The following is a 14,619-nucleotide window of genomic DNA, read 5'->3' as shown; positions in this document are numbered from 1 at the left end:
CGTGGTCTAATTTTGCACCGCCGTTCTCAACGGGCGATCAACAAGCACATGCATCAACTGCGGCAGCTGCGGAAGTTTGCTAAGTCGCGTGCGGGGTACATGGGAAGCTAGTTATCTTCCTCGGGTCGCCGGAGGTTTTTCTCCATCGCGAGCACTGTGACGATGAGGAAAAACTGATCGCAATGAATGCACTTGAACCTTGAACCAGCGTTAGCCTGATCTGCCCAGATAAACTGTTCGCCGCCGCAGGCCTCGTCGGGGCACTTCACCGTCACCTGCTTCGCCTCGAACGTGCATTCGTCCTTATCGGGTGTAACGATATAGGGGGCACCGCAGGTCTTGCACTGAGCCTCTGTCTTCTTGGTTCCGGGATTGACTAATGCACGCACTGTTCCGTCGCATCGCGTGCAGGGTACGGTGCTCGTCACATTAAACACCAAGTTCCAAAGGTTGGAGTTGAGCACCGACTGCACTGCTTCTGCTGCCTTCTCGCATCGCTTGCGCAGTCTCGCCGGATCGTTGGCCTTGCTGCTCTCCCGCTGTGTTGGTGTTGGAATATGCAAGCGGCTGCCTAAGGCGTCGTAGTGGTCCTTGATCTGACGAAGCGAAAGAACTTGCTCGCTCCCCAAGTCTACAAACTCATCGCTTCCCGGCTCGCCTGCTGGTGCCTTACTTATCGATAGCGAACCGCCTTTGTCCGCGCTCGGGTCGATTTCGAGTAGCGCGCTCATGACTCGGCGAGGCTGCCAATTCCGCCATTCCTTCTCGGGGAGATTGTCTTTGTAGGCCACTGCTCGGCTATAAGTCAGTGCTTCAAAGGCAATCCGTAGTTCGAGCGCCGCGTATCGCAAACTCTGCTCTTCGTTCTTGGCGAGCAATGACTTGGCGCGTTCCAACGCATCACGGGCTTCCTGGCGGTAATCCGGCATGCACTGAGCATAGAAAAATGCCCCCGCCGAAGCGAGGGCCAAGGATGGTTCATGGTGCCAACCCGCCTCTGCAAGCCATCTCGGCACGGGAATTGCCGAAATCGTATGACCAACTATTCTTGCAAGCTGGGCCCTGATACGCCAATGGCCGTCAACCTGTTTCGGGCTGGGGTATGGTCGCGGTGTGTTCTCGCATGATCACCCGACTGGATAGCTACCCATACTGCACGAGCGTATGGCTGGGCGTGCGATACTGCGACCCTTCGTGCGTCCAGCCAACCCAAGCATTTCCCCCAGAAGCAAGAGCAAAAGCAGAGCAAGGCTTGCCCATTCGTAGTCGGAATGCGCTGCAAGCGTCTATTGATCCCCAATGCAATGACGGGATTTTTCATTAGATTATCATTTGACATAGTTGGTCGCGCGTCATAGCTGGCGCTCGTCGTGATCGAGAGAGTAAATCTCTGACTCAAGACAATTTGTTAATGGGGGTTTACCTACATGCGTACTATCGTAATCGGCCTTCTGGCCGCCTGTTCTGTCGCGTCCGTTGCACAGGCTGAAGCACTCGACGGCCCGTTCGTCGGTGTCGCCGTTAGCCGCGATGCCTACGAAGTGAAGGCGGAAGGACTGGACCTGGGCTACACCAGCGTATCGGCCGACGGGATCAGCGCCAACGGCGTGAGCGGCAGCATCTATGCCGGCTATGATTACCTGATGGCTGGCAACGTGTTCTTCGGTGTCGAAGGCAACGCCACGCTTTCCAACGCCAGCATGTCGCTGTCGTATGATGACGGCGATTATTCCTACGGCACCAAAGTTGAAGCACAGGAAGGCTTCGGCCTTAGCGCGCGCCTTGGCTATAAGGTTGCGGGTCAGACCGGCATTTATGCTCGCGGCGGTTGGCAGACCACGAAGTTCAAGCTGAGCGAAAGCGAAGACGGCGATACGCTGTATTCCGAATCGGACTGGCAGGATGCGTTCGTTTATGGCGCGGGAATTGAAACCGCGCTGGGCACCAGCACTTCGATCCGCGTCGAATATGTCAACGAAGACTATGGCAGCGCCGGCATCAACGGCGGCCTGGGCGTCAACGGCGTCCGCGTTGACAACGGCAAGGTTTCTCTGGGCCTTAGCTACGGCTTCTGATCTCCTGGTAGATCAGCCTCATGGAAAGGGCGCCCCCCAACGGAGGCGCCCTTTTTGTATGTGATACCGGATTAGTTCGGGTCGCTGATGTAGCAGCCCGGTCCGTGGAAGTTCACTCCGTGCATTGTGAAGCTACCGGAGCCACTATTCACACCGTCCTCGTCGCACTGTCCGGACGGGTCATCGTCCTCCAGATCGGCGTCGGGGTCCATTTCGTCCAAGCGGTCGATCAGGCGCTCTGTCAGGGCTTCTAGATCGTGGCGGGACAGCATGGGGATGGCCTGCGCCAGAAGGGTGAGCGGGAGCGCCGAAGCGCCCACGATTGGATTGGTGGCCATGCTCACACCTCCAACCTTGCGAAGTCGGATTGCAGGATTTCCATGCAGTCAGCAGGGAAGTCGCAGTCGTTCCAGACTTCATCGGATTCGATCATCGTCGCCTTGAACATTGCAGCGGCAATCGTTGGCGCAGGTGTCAGGGCCAGTTCCCGGCTTGCCCGCCAGTACGGTTTGCAGAACCGCTCGGTCCAACGCTTGTCGGATTCCTCGCCCTCTTCGAAGATCCTGCGGCGTTCGGCTTCTGCGCCGGGATGCTTGCGCCATTCGGGGCCGTAGCGATCCGCCAGCATTATGCATTCGAGCTTGCGCCGTTCCTGTCCTTTTGCGGTTTCGCCAAATTCCAGATCTGCCTGTTGCAGGGCATCGGCGCGAAGATAGGCCCGGAGCGCCTTGTCCCATGCCGGATCGGTGCCGAGAGTGGCCAGCGCCGCCCCGTGAAGGGCGACGCGCTTGGCGATGGTGTCGATGTCAGCCATTATGCATCTCCCAGCAAACGGGCGATGTCGGCAAAGCATTGTTCGACGTAATCAGCCGTCCACGGGATAACGTCACCATCTTCTTCGCGAAGCTGCTCCAGCTTCCAACGGAGCGCCCGGTTATCCGGTGCGGGCGTTTTCATCAGATGCTCGCGGGCGTCGGCAACCTGCTCGCCAAGTTCTTCGGCACGGGCATCCAGCCTATCGATGTCGTAGCGGCCTCGGATGCATTGCACCTTCTGTTCTCGGTCTTCCGCTGCTGTGACCAAGCGGCGTTTCATCTCGTAATGTTCGCGCAGTCCGGGGAGATCATCCAAGCGCATGTGACCCGCATCGAGGTCGGCAATCTCGCGCTGGGCAATCCTGACTTCCATGCTGTCTGCGGTCGTGTAGCTACGCTTGCCGCAATAGTCGGCGCCGGGAACCGTGGTGTGGGGGATGGCATCGCATTCAGCTTTGCACTTCTGCCATGTATCCCACCATCCGGGGGTGAAGGCGGCGTCTGCGGCTGCGATATTGTCCAGAACGGCCTTCGCGGCCTCCCATTGCGAGCGATCCACGACACGCGCACTGGCGGTGGGGATAGCTGCAAATGCAGCTGTGGCAGGGATGGCGGCAAGCATTGCCCGCCGGGTGGTGGTTGGGGTAGTGATGGTCATAGTCGTTCCCTTCTGCGAAAAGGGGTTTCGATCAGACCGGGCGTTTGGGGTGGCTGCCCCTTCGCTCGGTCGTCATGGCCGGTCGCCAAGACTGATAGAAATCTATCACCAAATATCGAATTGCGTCAACCACCTTTCTGATATAAATCTATCAGTATGGACAGTAGGCAATGCAAGATGGCCCGTAATGGGCTTGGCTGGAAAGCGCAGGAATTGGCGGATCGCGCTGGAGTGAGTTATCCAACGCTTCACCGCTTCGAATCCGGACAGGTGATCGCGGACGACAGTCGGGCCAAGATTGAAGAGGCGCTGACTGAAGCTGGCGCTCTATTCACTCGTCGAGGCGGTCGGATTGGCACAACCGTTCCAGAATGATCGAAGCGAAAACTTCTTCTCGATCTACTTACGCCTACGCTCTTGGCTTGTAGCGCGGGTCGAGCACCGTTGCGTACCTTCTGACCAATTCGGTTTCTGCTTCCGCCAATTCGTCGAGCGAAAGGTCGGCAAACTGCCAGTAGTCAGGATGCAGTCGGAAATCCCGATCCGGATCGATGTTTTGCAGCCAGTTGCAGAAGCGTAGGATACGTGGCGAAGTCATAAGATCGCGGCAGCCAATTTCACGCGATGCTAATAGCAAGGCTCACTCAAAATCTTCGCGAACTTACGAGACCGGCGGCTTTTCGACGGCAGTCTCAATCTGCATATCGACGAACAGCGCATAAATGGCACTGCCAGCGCTGTCGATGTACTGCTCCATCATCAGTGCACCAGCAGAGGAAAGCTCGACCATGGAAGCACGCTGATCCGCTTTCGACGGGTAGCGACGTATCAGCCCTTCTTCTTCAAGGAGGGCCAACCAACGAGAGCCAGTCGCAGGCGCGACCTTGGACGAAAGGCAGACGGCTTTCGTTGTCAGACCTTTCTTGCCCCCGTCCCCATCGACAAACAAGGTGAGCAGAATGTCCCAGGATATGTTGCTGAACAACTCCGGTTCGAGATGTTCATGACGACAATCTCGAAGGTTTAGGAGGAGGCGACCTAGTGTTGAACGGTCGAACGTCTCATCGGCTTTTGCGTGGGTGCGATTCGTGGGATGACCGGACTTCCCGCGCTCAACGTTATCACGCCAATCGAACAGTAAAGCTTTCTCTTCGGCGTCCTTGGCCAAACCGCCCATCATCCGTTCGAGACGGCGCAACTTCTGGGCGATTTCGATAAATTTTTGATTTGCCATGGGAATCCGATTTTGATTGCCGGGTCTCCCTATAAACATATCGATGCTGGCATTGGAACCCTCGCAATCCGCAGCCCTTTCGAGCACATAGGGCATCACGCCGATAGATTGCCTGAATTGCCGACGCTGTTCGAACGTGCAGCAGCGTTCAAGGCTTCAACGGACTGCTCGATAGACCTCAATTCCATGAGGGCGGTTTCCAAGATCGCACCAGCACGAGTCAGGCCCATTGCATCGACGGCGGCAAGACACTCTTGGACCCCGTCGATCGTTTCGCTGAGCTGCGCTCTATTCAATTTGTTCAACTTACGACCCCCAAGCACGTAAGCGTCATTATGACGTATTTAACTTGTATTGTTAACGCCGCATTTAGGACTGGCCTTGTTTGGCACGAGTGCTTCTTACTGAGTTGAAAATCGTAGAAATCTCGACTGGCAATGCTTGCTGGTAATGTCCGGTTCTCAACGCCTGACCCAAGGTTCGCTTGTCCGGTCTACAGACATGGCGCCGGGATATGGCGTGCACAACGTCAGGGCTTCTGCTTGCGAACCGGTCAGCCATCGATCCCAATTTCTAGGTTCCAGCAGCACTGGAGAGCGGTCATGCACCCCTTCGACCGCCTTGGCCGCGTCCGTCATCACCATGGAATAGACCGCCCCCCATTCGGCACTGTCGCGCCATATTCCGGCAGCGGTGAAGATGGGTTGATCGGGGATGCTGAACCATGTGCGGGTTTTGTTGCCCTTCGGCCCTTCTGCTTCGGCAAATGCGGTCAGAGGAATGAGGCACCGGCGGTCCCGAAAACTGGCGCGCCAGAACCCGCTATCGAGTTTGTCGGTGCGAGTGTTGTTGACCGGTTTGGGCTTGAGCATCTGACCCGACTTGCCACGAAGCGCGAGCGGGAAACCCCATGTCATCGTGCGCAGGGCTTCACCATCAAATACCAAGCCGGGATAGCCTGGGTAAACCTCTTCGCCTGCATTGCCGGACGCGACGGACTGCGGGTTAAAGAGCTGCGCCACTTCGTCAGCTGACTGGCTCAATTTGTAGAGATTGCACATCCCTGATCGTTCCCCGCGCTTGCCGAATCGTTCTGCAATTGTTCCATTGCTGTTATGGCAGATTACAGTAGCCCCAAACCTGTGGACCCGCTCTGGTATCGCCGCACTTGTTGGCTCACGATCCATTGTCAGTGCGGTCGGATGGTGCGTGAAAAGGTGGCGACGTTCGAGCGCAGGCACCGGCTGCCCGAAGACCTCTGCTTATATCAGCTTATCGACCGGTTGCGATGTAATGCGTGCGGGAAGAGCGCACCACGGGTGGTTGTCGATGAGAATCGACGCTAGATCATATCATGAACATTCTTGCATTTTCAGCCTCGGTGTGCTACACGCGTAACACACTCAACGTCGAGATGACAGTCGAGGCAATATGCAGGATACGCACGTTAGTTTTCGCGCTCCAGAAGAGGTGGTTTCCGCCCTTTCGCAGCGCGCACGGATCGCCGGTTGCACGGTGTCCGAATATCTCCGCAACATCGTCAGCGAGAGTGTCGGCCCACCCGAGGCTCCCAAGGGGCTGCATGCCCGTGCGGCCGAAGGTGATGCTGTCGCGCTCACGGAACTGGCTGGGGCTTACTACGCCAAGGCGCTGAACGGCGACATGCCACCGGAGATCGCCCTTGCCACGGCCACGGTCTATTCCCGCTTTGCCGGAATGCATGGCGGCAGGTCGGAACTGATCAATCACATGTTCCTGACCGAGCAGTGGGCGATGGCCCTTGATGCTCGCGGGCTGGAAGAATTGGCAAACCTTTATCAGTCGGAAGCCGTAGCAATTGCGGACCTCATGGCCTCTGAAGGCGACGAGGAAGTCGGCAGCATGCTCGTTGCGGCTGCTGAACGCCTCGGTCCTGACGTTCTGCGCACCGCCCGCTCCATCGTCGAAATCGCTAATGAGGGGGCTGTATAATGGCCACGCACTTCTCCGTTCCGAGTGGTGGGATTTTTGGCTCGCGCCCCTCGCTGTCGAGCATTCTCCCCAAGCCTGAAGAAATGACACCCCCCGCAACGGGCGCGTTTGGCAGCCCGCTCCCTGCATTCATGACGCCGGGGATCAATCCCGGTGCACCTTCCCTGCCCAACGTCCAACAGCAATCCGCACCGCCGCCCGTAACACTGGATAGCGGTGGGAATGCACAGCCACATTGGACCATTGACGGCTTCGACAAGATGCGAGAGCCGTTTACTCCCAAAGGCTATCCGCGCCCCGGCGAACTGCCGGAAGTGCCCAAGCAGTCAACGCTTGGACAGATGATCTCGCAGGGCTTCGACTACGAGGCTGCGCGCAATGCACTGCTGCCACCTGAAAAGAAGCGCTCCGGACTGGTGAAGGCGTTGGAAATCATTCTGCCTGGCCTGATGTCGCTGTCGGGCAATCAGGCGGGGGCGAACGCACATATCCAGATGCTGGCCAATCGTCGGCAGGACCGTGCAGACCTCGAACGACGGGCAACTGATCTGATCCTGAACTGGAAGCACGACGACTGGAAGCGGAAGAACCAAGCCTACTACGACGCAATCAAGCCCTTCACCTCTGGGCGCGACCGAGTGCAATACGATCCCGCGACCGGAAAGTCCGATGTCCTCTATGATGGCCGACAGGACTTCGAGGACTACGCATCGACATTGGGCCTCAATCCCGGTTCGGAAGAGTATTTCAAGGCGGTCGAGGATTACGTTCTCCGCAGTTCCGGCCCGTCTGCACACGAACGCGATGTGCAACTGGACGATCACCGCACTTCGAACGACGAACAGCTTGAAGGCGTCCGTTACGGCAACCGCGTGCGCATGGAAAACCTGCGCCAAGGCAATCGAGCCGCGATGGAAGGCGTGCGACAAAACAATCGGCTGACCGTCCGCAACACGCCACGCCCTTCCCGTTCGGCAGGCGGAACCGACGACATCCCGACCGTAAAGACGCCAGAGGAAGCCATGCGCCTGCCCAGCGGGACACGGTTCCGCACTCCTGATGGCAAGTTGAAGGTCGTTCCGTAATGGCTGGCGATCCGTGGGCGGCATTCGATGATGACGACGGTTTCTCCGGCTTTCCCGATGCCGTGGACGGTGACACTCTGCGGATGCCGTCCGGCCCTAACGTGCGCCTTTGGGGTGTCGATGCTCCCGAGCTGAACCAGCAAGGCTGGGGCCGCGACTTCAAGCCCGTGCCGATCGGGCAGAACGCGAAGGCATCGCTCAACGACATTGCGACCGGCGGGAATCTCTCGCTCGGTGAGTTGGTGATGAAATCCTACGGGCGCGACGTTCGCCCCGCCACTGCCAATGGGCAGGATGTGGGGTGGTCTTTGCTCAGGGAGGGTAATGCCCTTGCTGCGCCGAACTATCTGGGCAATGACCCTGCGCGTCGGGCCAGCTATCTTGAGGGAGAACGGCTGGCCCGGCAGAACCGTCTGGGCATACACAACACGTTTGCGCAGGAGCCTTCAGCCCATCGCAAGAATCCAGATTACGTGCCCGACCGGCAGACGGTGGCGCGTTTCTGGGACACGCCCACGCCGTTTGCGGGACTGCGCAAGGACATCGAAGCCGGTTACGTCGATCTGCTGAAGTCCGGCACCGCAGATGACATTCTCGCTTATGCCAAGGAAAACAGCTTCACGCTCGATCCGGCGGATGTGCGCGGCTACGTCACCGACAGGGATGCGGGCCTATCGGTTTCGACGGTCCCGACCTATCTCGATACCCCTGCCCCGCTTACCAACGTAGGCGATGGCAGGACCGGCGCGACCATGCGCGGAATTGGCGATGGCGTCCTTGCCGGTGGTCTGGATGAAGCCGGGGCCGTGGTGGACATGCTGGGCCTGACACCGGGGCGCGAGAACATCTGGAACAGCGACCGTCGCCTTGCCGACATCTGGGCGAACAACCAGCAACAGAACAGCGCGATAACCGGTTACGACGACATGGCGCATCCGGGCTGGCGCTTGGGTGGTCAGATTGGCGGAGGTCTGGTCGTCCCGTTCGGGGCGAAGGCCAAGTCCGTGCCCGAACTGTTCAAGGTTGGGGCCGCGTATGGCGGGCTTGAAGGCTTCCTCGGGACTGATGGAGACATTGGCGAGCGTGCCGTTGGTGGTGCCATTGGCGTGCCTGTCGGCGGTGCTGTAGGCGCTGCGGGCGGCAAGGCGCTCGATTACGTGCTTCCGCGTCTCACGGCCCGCCTGAAGGGCAAGAACAAGCTGGGAGAGGCCGCAGAAGGTTACGCGGACGAAACGGCGCAGGGTGCGGCGCAGGATCAATGGGCACAGTTTCCCGATGCCCGCCCCCGCGACATCATCGATGTGCGTCGGGTAGATGCTCCGATGACCGAGGCACAGCTTCGTGCCGCGTCGGACAGGATCAATCCGGGCGACGTTCTCCCCATCCCGTCGAACGTGGTGGCCGATGCTGATGAAGCGGCTGCGATCAATGCCGGTCGTTTCGAGCAGGCCAAGCCGGTGGACGAACGCGGGCAGCTCGCACGCCAGACCGTGACCAACTGGAAGGGCGAACCCGTTTCCAAGGTCGGGCCGGTCGATCTGGTCGGCTTCCTTCGCCAGCGTGGCGGGCTTGCCGATCAGGGCGGCGAACTGTCGCACATGGGGCTTACCAACGCTGCGCGCCGTGATGATTTTGTAGGGCAGGAAACCCGCTTCGGTCCGCTGGTCAACGAACAGGGCATGAACCTTGACGATGCGGCCCGTTCTGCATGGGAAGCCGGCTACTTCCCCGAACTGTCGGAGCGACCCACGGTCAACGAGTTTCTGGACGGGCTGCGCGATACCTACGAGGGGCGCAATCGTCGTTTCCTGCCTGACGATCAGGCGCAGGTTGCCAACTACTACGCGGTGCAGTCAGACCGCTTCGACCTCGAACAGCGCATTGCGGAAGACGGACCGATCTGGCGCGATACCAGCGTGCCTTCGGACGAGCCGCAGTTTCCGCCCGTGGAAGCATACGAGGATTGGGGTCCGACGCCTCCGGACTTCGCAGGCAACATCAACCTGTCGAAGCTGGATAGCCCGCAAGACATCACGCGGGCACTGGCGCAGACGGAAAAGCGGGTCGGTTTCGACGCTGCGACCAGAGGGCGGGTCACGCACGCCGAAACCGAGCGCCTCGCTGCCGAGCTTAACATGACGCCCGAGCAGCTACTGTCTCGGCGCAAGGGAGAGGCATTCAGCGCGGAACAGGCCTTGGCGGCACGCCAGATACTAGCGAAGTCCTCTAACGAACTGGTGAACGCCGCGAAGCGGGTCCGTGCGCTTGAAAACCCCGGCGATGAAATGCTGGCCGAGTTTCGCAACAAGTGGATGCGCCATGTTGCCATCCAGGAACAGGTTGCGGGCATGACGGCGGAAGCAGGACGCGCCCTTCAGCAATTCCGGATGACGGCAGATAGCCGCGCCGTGCGTGGCGATGTGCTGGGCGCTCTCGTGCGTGCTGGTGGTGGCAAGGGCGGACTGTACGACGCTGCGGGCCTGATCCTTGATGCCGTCGAGATGGAGCCGGGCAAGTTCAACGCTCTGGTCGAGAAGGCTGCAAAGCCCAAGTGGAAGGACAAGCTCAGCGAGTTGTACATCAACTTCCTGCTGAGCAATCCGCCCACGCATGTCGTTAACATGGTGTCGAACACCCTGACCGCGATTGCGCAGGTGCCAGAACATGCAGCCGGAGCGGCGATTGGCGGTTTGCGCCGTGCTGTCAGCGGAAGCGAAGATCGTATCCTCGCCAGCGAAGTGGGCGCGCGGGCCATCGGTCTGTTGCAGGGTGCCAAGGAAGGCGCTGCCATGTTCGCCAAGGCGCTTCGGACCGGCGAGGCTTCGGACTTCGTGACGAAAGTCGAGGGCGACGAATACAAGGCGATATCCGGCCTCAAGGGCGAGATTGCCCGCATTCCGACACGCCTGCTGACTGCGGAAGACGAACTGTTTAAGGGCGTTGCCCGCCGCATGGAGATGAACGCGCAGGCCGTCCGCATCGCCCACAAGGAGGGCCTGAAGGGCGAGGAAGCCAAGGCACGGATTGCCGAACTGGTGTCGAACCCAACGGATGACATGTTCGCCCGCGCTCTGGATTACGGGCGCTATCTGACGTTCCAGCGTAAGCTTGGGGAGTTTGGGCAGGGGCTGTCACGCATTACGTCGAGCAACCTGCCGGCCAAGGTCGTTATCCCGTTCGTCCGCACGCCCATCAACCTGATGAAGTTTGCAACCGAGCGCTCCCCCGCAGCGCCATTGCTTCAGGAATGGCGGCGCGATTTCATGGCTGGCGGCGAACGTCGGGACATGGCGATTACCCGCGTCATGCTCGGCACCGGATTGGCGATGACGATGTACGAGGCCGCGCTTGAGGGGAAAATCACCGGCGCAGTGCCGCCCGATCCAGCCAAGGCCCGCCTGATGTATGCGGACGGATGGCAGCCTTACTCTGTGAAGATCGGGGACCGCTACGTTTCCTATTCGCGGCTCGATCCGCTCTCGACCACGATTGGTGTTGCGGCGGATATGGCAACGCTGCCGGGCGGGCTGAGTGACAAGCAGCAGGAAGACAAGGCTGCGATGCTGGTTGCTTCGATCATGGGCAACCTTGCCAGCAAGACCTGGCTGTCGGGTGTGTCGTCGTTCGTTGAAGGCCTATCCGATCCGGGCCGCTATGCCGGTAACTGGCTGCAACGCACTGCCAGCGCCATGGCGGTTCCAGCTGGTGTTGCGGGCGTGGCGCGTGCGATCGATCCGGTTTCCCGCAAGCGTGAAAGCATCGGCGAAGCGATACAGGCCCGCGTCCCCGGCATGTCGCAGGGGCTGCTTCCCCGCCGTGACATCTTCGGGGAGCCAATCGAGAACGACAGCCTCGGGCCGGATCTCATCTCGCCGTTCTGGCAGTCGAAGGCGAAGAACGATCCCGTCATTGCCGAGATGCTGCGGATCGGGAAAAGCGTCAGCGCACCGGGCAAGCAGTATTCCGACGACGGCGAGCGGGTGGACTACACGCCCGAGGAGTATGACCGCTACCATGAGATTGCTGGCCGTCTGACCTATAACGAACTGCGCTCTTTCGTGAAGTCAGCCGACTACTCGACTATGACCGATGCCGAGCGACGCAAGGGTGCCAAGCGGGTCATTTCCAAGGCGCGCAAGGATGCCCGGGCGGCGTTGGTGGATCCATCGTTCAAGATGCCCGCCAAGGGTCAGGAGCCGGATGCATGGGTGAAGCCCACGGCGGCGGAGGCCTTCGATCCTTGGGCAGATTTCGAGGACGCAGAATGAACACACATCGTCGGGAGACTGAAGTGGAACAGCAAGACGAGAAAAAGCGCGAGCGGGCTCTTCCTGAAAAGAAGCCAGATGAGCGCTGCTTCCAAGCCGACACATTTGAAGAAAGTGCGTTCGCATGACCCTGAGCCTCATTCACGCCTTCGTCTTGAACCGGGCGGATGGACCCGACACAAACAACGTCCGTCCGTCCGACTGGAACGCGGAACACACCTTGACGATGGGTTCCGGCTACCTGCTGGGCAGGACGGATGCCGATACGGGCGTGGTGCAAGAAATTACCGTTTCGGGGCCTCTTCAGCTTACCAGTGCAACGCTTTCCCTGCCGACGATCCTGACCGCCATAAACACGCTTGGCGATCCTTCCGCAGATCGTTTTTATGGGTGGGACGACAGCGAAGGTGGACCTAATTTCTTCAGCCTTGGCAGCGGACTTATTTTAAGCGGCACAACCATCTCCGTAGATACAACAGGTATTTACAGCGCTGGCGGAACTGACGTTGCTCTGGCTGATGGTGGTACAGGAGCAAGTCTTGCCGATCCCGATGCAGACAGCATCATGTTTTGGGATGACAGCGCAGGCGCGGTGACGTGGCTCACGGTTTCCGGCTTGGCGTCCATTTCGGGCACTGTCCTGTCGGTATCTGCCGCCACCGCCTCGGACGTAAACACCGGCACCAGCACGACGGTTGCTGTTACGCCGGGTGCCTTGGCAGGGTCGAATTACGGGAAATACATCCTACCCTTCTTTTTCACTACCGCACCGACAGATGGTGAGACGCTGCTGATCCACGTGGCGGGCGTAGACTTCACCATCCCCGCAGACTTCACGAGTGCCCTGCAATCCTATGTCGGCACGAACCCGACCAATTCCTTTGCGCTCGACATAAAGCAGAACGGCACGACCATCGGCACAATCTCGGTAAGCACAGGCGGTGTTGTCACCGCGACCACGGTTGGCGGCACGGCAAAATCCATCACGGCGGGCGACTGCATCACGGTAATCGCTCCGGGCACGGCTGATGCCACGGCGGCGAACATGGCCTTCACTATTCTAGGGGCGAGATAATGGCAAACCGCTGGCTCTTTGTCGGGGGAGACGTTGGGACAGTTCGGAATAGCGCCTCGGACACGATAACAACGAGCACCTATTTCGACTCTGCCTATTCGGATTGCGCGATTTTCTGTGGTGACGCAGGCGACAGCTTCATTGCCGATTTCATCGACAGTTCTGGGTCATCTGATGCGGCGACGGCAGGTGAGACGCTTTTCGTACATGTTTATTGGGTGGAGATGCAGACCGCTACAACTGCCGGAAACGCGGTTTGGAGCCTTCTCAATGGAAGCGATCAGCCGTGGCTGTCAATTCGGACCACCAGCACAGCAGGTGTGTACGGATTCTATTACAACAGCAATACTGGCGCATCCCCGACGTGGACGCTTATTGGCTCGACATTCACTAAGGCGTCAGTCGGCAATGCCTTCGACATCAAACTGACGCTCGGTTCGCCACACGATGTCGAACTATACACTGACGCCGTTCTTCTGAGATCAACGACATTCTCGAACGCGAACCTAACGTCGATTGACGCCTGTAAAGGAGAGCGTCCTACTGGCGCAGATCAAGCGTTCTCGCAGATTATGGCGTCGGTCGGCATCAATACGATTGGGGGGCACGTTTATACGAAGCGCCCCGAGGGAGCCGGTTCCAACTCAGGGATGACAGGGGCTTACACGGACATTGACGAAGTCGGGATAAATGACGCAGATATTCTGTCTTCGGGAACGTCAGGACAGAGGTCCACTTTCGCTTATGCCGATCTTGGCAGTTTGCCCTCTGGCTATGCCGTGGGTGACGTATTCCTGTGGACGCGAGCGAAAAATGACGGAGCCGCGCCTGCCAACATCAAGCCGGTCAGGCGCGATAGCGGTTCGACGGATAATGTTGGGTCGGCACTTAGCGGGATCGGGACGGGCTTTGTGAATTTGCCCACGCGCTACTCTGGCCTGACCATCACAGAATTTAATGCCAGCGAATTTGGCGTGGAGAGCTCGACGTGACAACCTCAACATCGCGGCAGGCCGCGTTCGCACCCGTCATTGCAACCGGGCTGCAGATCACAAGGCAGGCTGTTTTTATCCCGATGATTGATAGCTCATTGAATGGTGGCGGCAACATGCCACGCCGCAGGATGGCCAGTTTCGTCAACTGACCGTCCGTAGAGACAGCGCGAACCTACAGCCACAATCTGACTGAATGGGACTACGCCGGTCTGTGAATTTAGCCGCCCAATTTCCACACGCCGGAATAAGCGTCTTGGCTGATGGTGCAAATGTAGGAGTTGCCTTCCCACAACTGAGCGCGTTGGTCTGAATCCAAGGTGCTGAGTACGTTCAGCGCACCTGCGGTGTCCTCGCTCTGAAACTCGACGGTACGTCCACCATCGGCAAGCCTGAGTTGATATGTGTGCATTGGTCGTAAGCGCTGTTTTCAGCCCACGTCGCCC

At 59.0% G+C, this 14,619-nt stretch carries 16 protein-coding genes; 9 read left to right on the top strand and 7 right to left on the bottom strand.

The features are described 5' to 3' along the window. Positions 1-107: 107 nt before the first annotated feature. Positions 108-971: a hypothetical protein gene (locus tag A7A77_RS16685; protein WP_066561019.1), complete on the bottom strand. Its 864-nt coding sequence runs from the start codon at positions 969-971 to the stop codon at positions 108-110. A 456-nt stretch (positions 972-1,427) separates the two neighbouring features. Here A7A77_RS16685 and A7A77_RS16680 point away from each other — a divergent pair, with 456 nt between their 5' ends. Further along, positions 1,428-2,075, top strand: coding sequence for an outer membrane protein (locus tag A7A77_RS16680; RefSeq protein WP_066561011.1), 648 nt, complete (start codon positions 1,428-1,430; stop codon positions 2,073-2,075). A 71-nt stretch (positions 2,076-2,146) separates the two neighbouring features. On the opposite strand, the gene A7A77_RS16675 is transcribed toward A7A77_RS16680, so the two are convergent. From A7A77_RS16675 to A7A77_RS16665, 3 genes are read right to left on the bottom strand one after another with little or no spacing between them, the layout of a single operon-like run. Continuing rightward, positions 2,147-2,413, bottom strand: a complete 267-nt coding sequence (locus A7A77_RS16675; RefSeq protein WP_066561008.1) for a hypothetical protein — start codon at positions 2,411-2,413, stop codon at positions 2,147-2,149. A 2-nt stretch (positions 2,414-2,415) separates the two neighbouring features. Continuing rightward, entirely contained in the window at positions 2,416-2,889 is a 474-nt protein-coding gene (locus A7A77_RS16670) for a hypothetical protein (RefSeq protein ID WP_066561006.1), read from the bottom strand. Further along, on the bottom strand, positions 2,889-3,512 hold the full coding sequence (locus tag A7A77_RS16665; RefSeq protein WP_066561003.1) for a hypothetical protein: 624 nt from the start codon (positions 3,510-3,512) through the stop codon (positions 2,889-2,891). Before A7A77_RS16665 ends, A7A77_RS16670 begins: the two co-directional genes overlap by 1 nt. Positions 3,513-3,704: 192 nt before the next feature. Between A7A77_RS16665 and A7A77_RS18615 the strand changes: the two genes are divergently transcribed. Next, the gene (locus A7A77_RS18615) at positions 3,705-3,923 is read left to right on the top strand and encodes a helix-turn-helix domain-containing protein (RefSeq protein WP_082836217.1); all 219 of its coding nucleotides are present in this window, start codon (positions 3,705-3,707) and stop codon (positions 3,921-3,923) included. Positions 3,924-4,209: 286 nt separating this feature from the next. On the opposite strand, the gene A7A77_RS16655 is transcribed toward A7A77_RS18615, so the two are convergent. From A7A77_RS16655 to A7A77_RS16650, 3 genes are all read right to left on the bottom strand, one after another. Then, positions 4,210-4,878 carry a helix-turn-helix domain-containing protein gene (locus tag A7A77_RS16655; protein WP_066560999.1) on the bottom strand — a complete coding sequence of 223 codons (669 nt, stop codon included), beginning with the start codon at positions 4,876-4,878 and terminating at the stop codon, positions 4,210-4,212. Then, positions 4,878-5,087 (bottom strand): hypothetical protein, encoded by a 210-nt coding sequence (locus A7A77_RS18070; protein WP_156500652.1) that lies wholly within the window; start codon positions 5,085-5,087, stop codon positions 4,878-4,880. The genes A7A77_RS16655 and A7A77_RS18070 overlap by 1 nt, the downstream gene beginning before the upstream one ends. 156 nt (positions 5,088-5,243) lie before the next feature. Next, positions 5,244-5,843: an SOS response-associated peptidase gene (locus A7A77_RS16650; RefSeq protein ID WP_066560997.1), complete on the bottom strand. Its 600-nt coding sequence runs from the start codon at positions 5,841-5,843 to the stop codon at positions 5,244-5,246. A 370-nt stretch (positions 5,844-6,213) separates the two neighbouring features. Here A7A77_RS16650 and A7A77_RS16645 point away from each other — a divergent pair, with 370 nt between their 5' ends. From A7A77_RS16645 to A7A77_RS18065, 7 genes are all read left to right on the top strand, one after another. Beyond that, positions 6,214-6,753: a hypothetical protein gene (locus A7A77_RS16645; protein ID WP_216635610.1), complete on the top strand. Its 540-nt coding sequence runs from the start codon at positions 6,214-6,216 to the stop codon at positions 6,751-6,753. A gap of 260 nt (positions 6,754-7,013) precedes the next feature. Further along, a complete protein-coding gene (locus A7A77_RS16640; protein WP_066560990.1) occupies positions 7,014-7,838 on the top strand; it encodes a hypothetical protein in 825 nt (274 codons plus the stop codon). Beyond that, a complete protein-coding gene (locus A7A77_RS16635) occupies positions 7,838-12,106 on the top strand; it encodes a thermonuclease family protein (protein ID WP_066560986.1) in 4,269 nt (1,422 codons plus the stop codon). The genes A7A77_RS16640 and A7A77_RS16635 overlap by 1 nt, the downstream gene beginning before the upstream one ends. Next, positions 12,103-12,234 (top strand): hypothetical protein, encoded by a 132-nt coding sequence (locus A7A77_RS18510; protein ID WP_281180049.1) that lies wholly within the window; start codon positions 12,103-12,105, stop codon positions 12,232-12,234. The genes A7A77_RS16635 and A7A77_RS18510 overlap by 4 nt, the downstream gene beginning before the upstream one ends. Then, positions 12,231-13,181, top strand: a complete 951-nt coding sequence (locus A7A77_RS16630) for a hypothetical protein (RefSeq protein WP_066560983.1) — start codon at positions 12,231-12,233, stop codon at positions 13,179-13,181. The genes A7A77_RS18510 and A7A77_RS16630 overlap by 4 nt, the downstream gene beginning before the upstream one ends. Continuing rightward, the gene (locus tag A7A77_RS16625) at positions 13,181-14,173 is read left to right on the top strand and encodes a hypothetical protein (protein WP_066560980.1); all 993 of its coding nucleotides are present in this window, start codon (positions 13,181-13,183) and stop codon (positions 14,171-14,173) included. The genes A7A77_RS16630 and A7A77_RS16625 overlap by 1 nt, the downstream gene beginning before the upstream one ends. Next, the gene (locus tag A7A77_RS18065) at positions 14,170-14,325 is read left to right on the top strand and encodes a hypothetical protein (RefSeq protein WP_156500650.1); all 156 of its coding nucleotides are present in this window, start codon (positions 14,170-14,172) and stop codon (positions 14,323-14,325) included. The genes A7A77_RS16625 and A7A77_RS18065 overlap by 4 nt, the downstream gene beginning before the upstream one ends. Positions 14,326-14,619 lie beyond the last annotated feature (294 nt).

This window comes from Croceicoccus bisphenolivorans, assembly GCF_001634625.1.
Lineage (GTDB): Bacteria > Pseudomonadota > Alphaproteobacteria > Sphingomonadales > Sphingomonadaceae > Croceicoccus > Croceicoccus bisphenolivorans.
Note: the sequence above shows the minus strand (reverse complement) of the source record. Positions and strands in the feature narration are given on the sequence as shown.

Excerpts from the sequence above, each read along its gene's own strand:
- A7A77_RS16680 (WP_066561011.1), top strand. The coding sequence starts at position 1,428 with ATGCGTACTATCGTAATCGGCCTTCTGGCCGCCTGTTCTGTCGCGTCC.
- A7A77_RS16675 (WP_066561008.1), bottom strand. The coding sequence starts at position 2,413 with ATGGCCACCAATCCAATCGTGGGCGCTTCGGCGCTCCCGCTCACCCTT.
- A7A77_RS16670 (WP_066561006.1), bottom strand. The coding sequence starts at position 2,889 with ATGGCTGACATCGACACCATCGCCAAGCGCGTCGCCCTTCACGGGGCG.
- A7A77_RS16665 (WP_066561003.1), bottom strand. The coding sequence starts at position 3,512 with ATGCTTGCCGCCATCCCTGCCACAGCTGCATTTGCAGCTATCCCCACC.
- A7A77_RS18615 (WP_082836217.1), top strand. The coding sequence starts at position 3,705 with ATGGACAGTAGGCAATGCAAGATGGCCCGTAATGGGCTTGGCTGGAAA.
- A7A77_RS16655 (WP_066560999.1), bottom strand. The coding sequence starts at position 4,878 with ATGCCCTATGTGCTCGAAAGGGCTGCGGATTGCGAGGGTTCCAATGCC.
- A7A77_RS16650 (WP_066560997.1), bottom strand. The coding sequence starts at position 5,843 with ATGTGCAATCTCTACAAATTGAGCCAGTCAGCTGACGAAGTGGCGCAG.
- A7A77_RS16645 (WP_216635610.1), top strand. The coding sequence starts at position 6,214 with ATGCAGGATACGCACGTTAGTTTTCGCGCTCCAGAAGAGGTGGTTTCC.
- A7A77_RS16640 (WP_066560990.1), top strand. The coding sequence starts at position 7,014 with ATGCGAGAGCCGTTTACTCCCAAAGGCTATCCGCGCCCCGGCGAACTG.
- A7A77_RS16635 (WP_066560986.1), top strand. The coding sequence starts at position 7,838 with ATGGCTGGCGATCCGTGGGCGGCATTCGATGATGACGACGGTTTCTCC.
- A7A77_RS18510 (WP_281180049.1), top strand. The coding sequence starts at position 12,103 with ATGAACACACATCGTCGGGAGACTGAAGTGGAACAGCAAGACGAGAAA.
- A7A77_RS16630 (WP_066560983.1), top strand. The coding sequence starts at position 12,231 with ATGACCCTGAGCCTCATTCACGCCTTCGTCTTGAACCGGGCGGATGGA.
- A7A77_RS16625 (WP_066560980.1), top strand. The coding sequence starts at position 13,181 with ATGGCAAACCGCTGGCTCTTTGTCGGGGGAGACGTTGGGACAGTTCGG.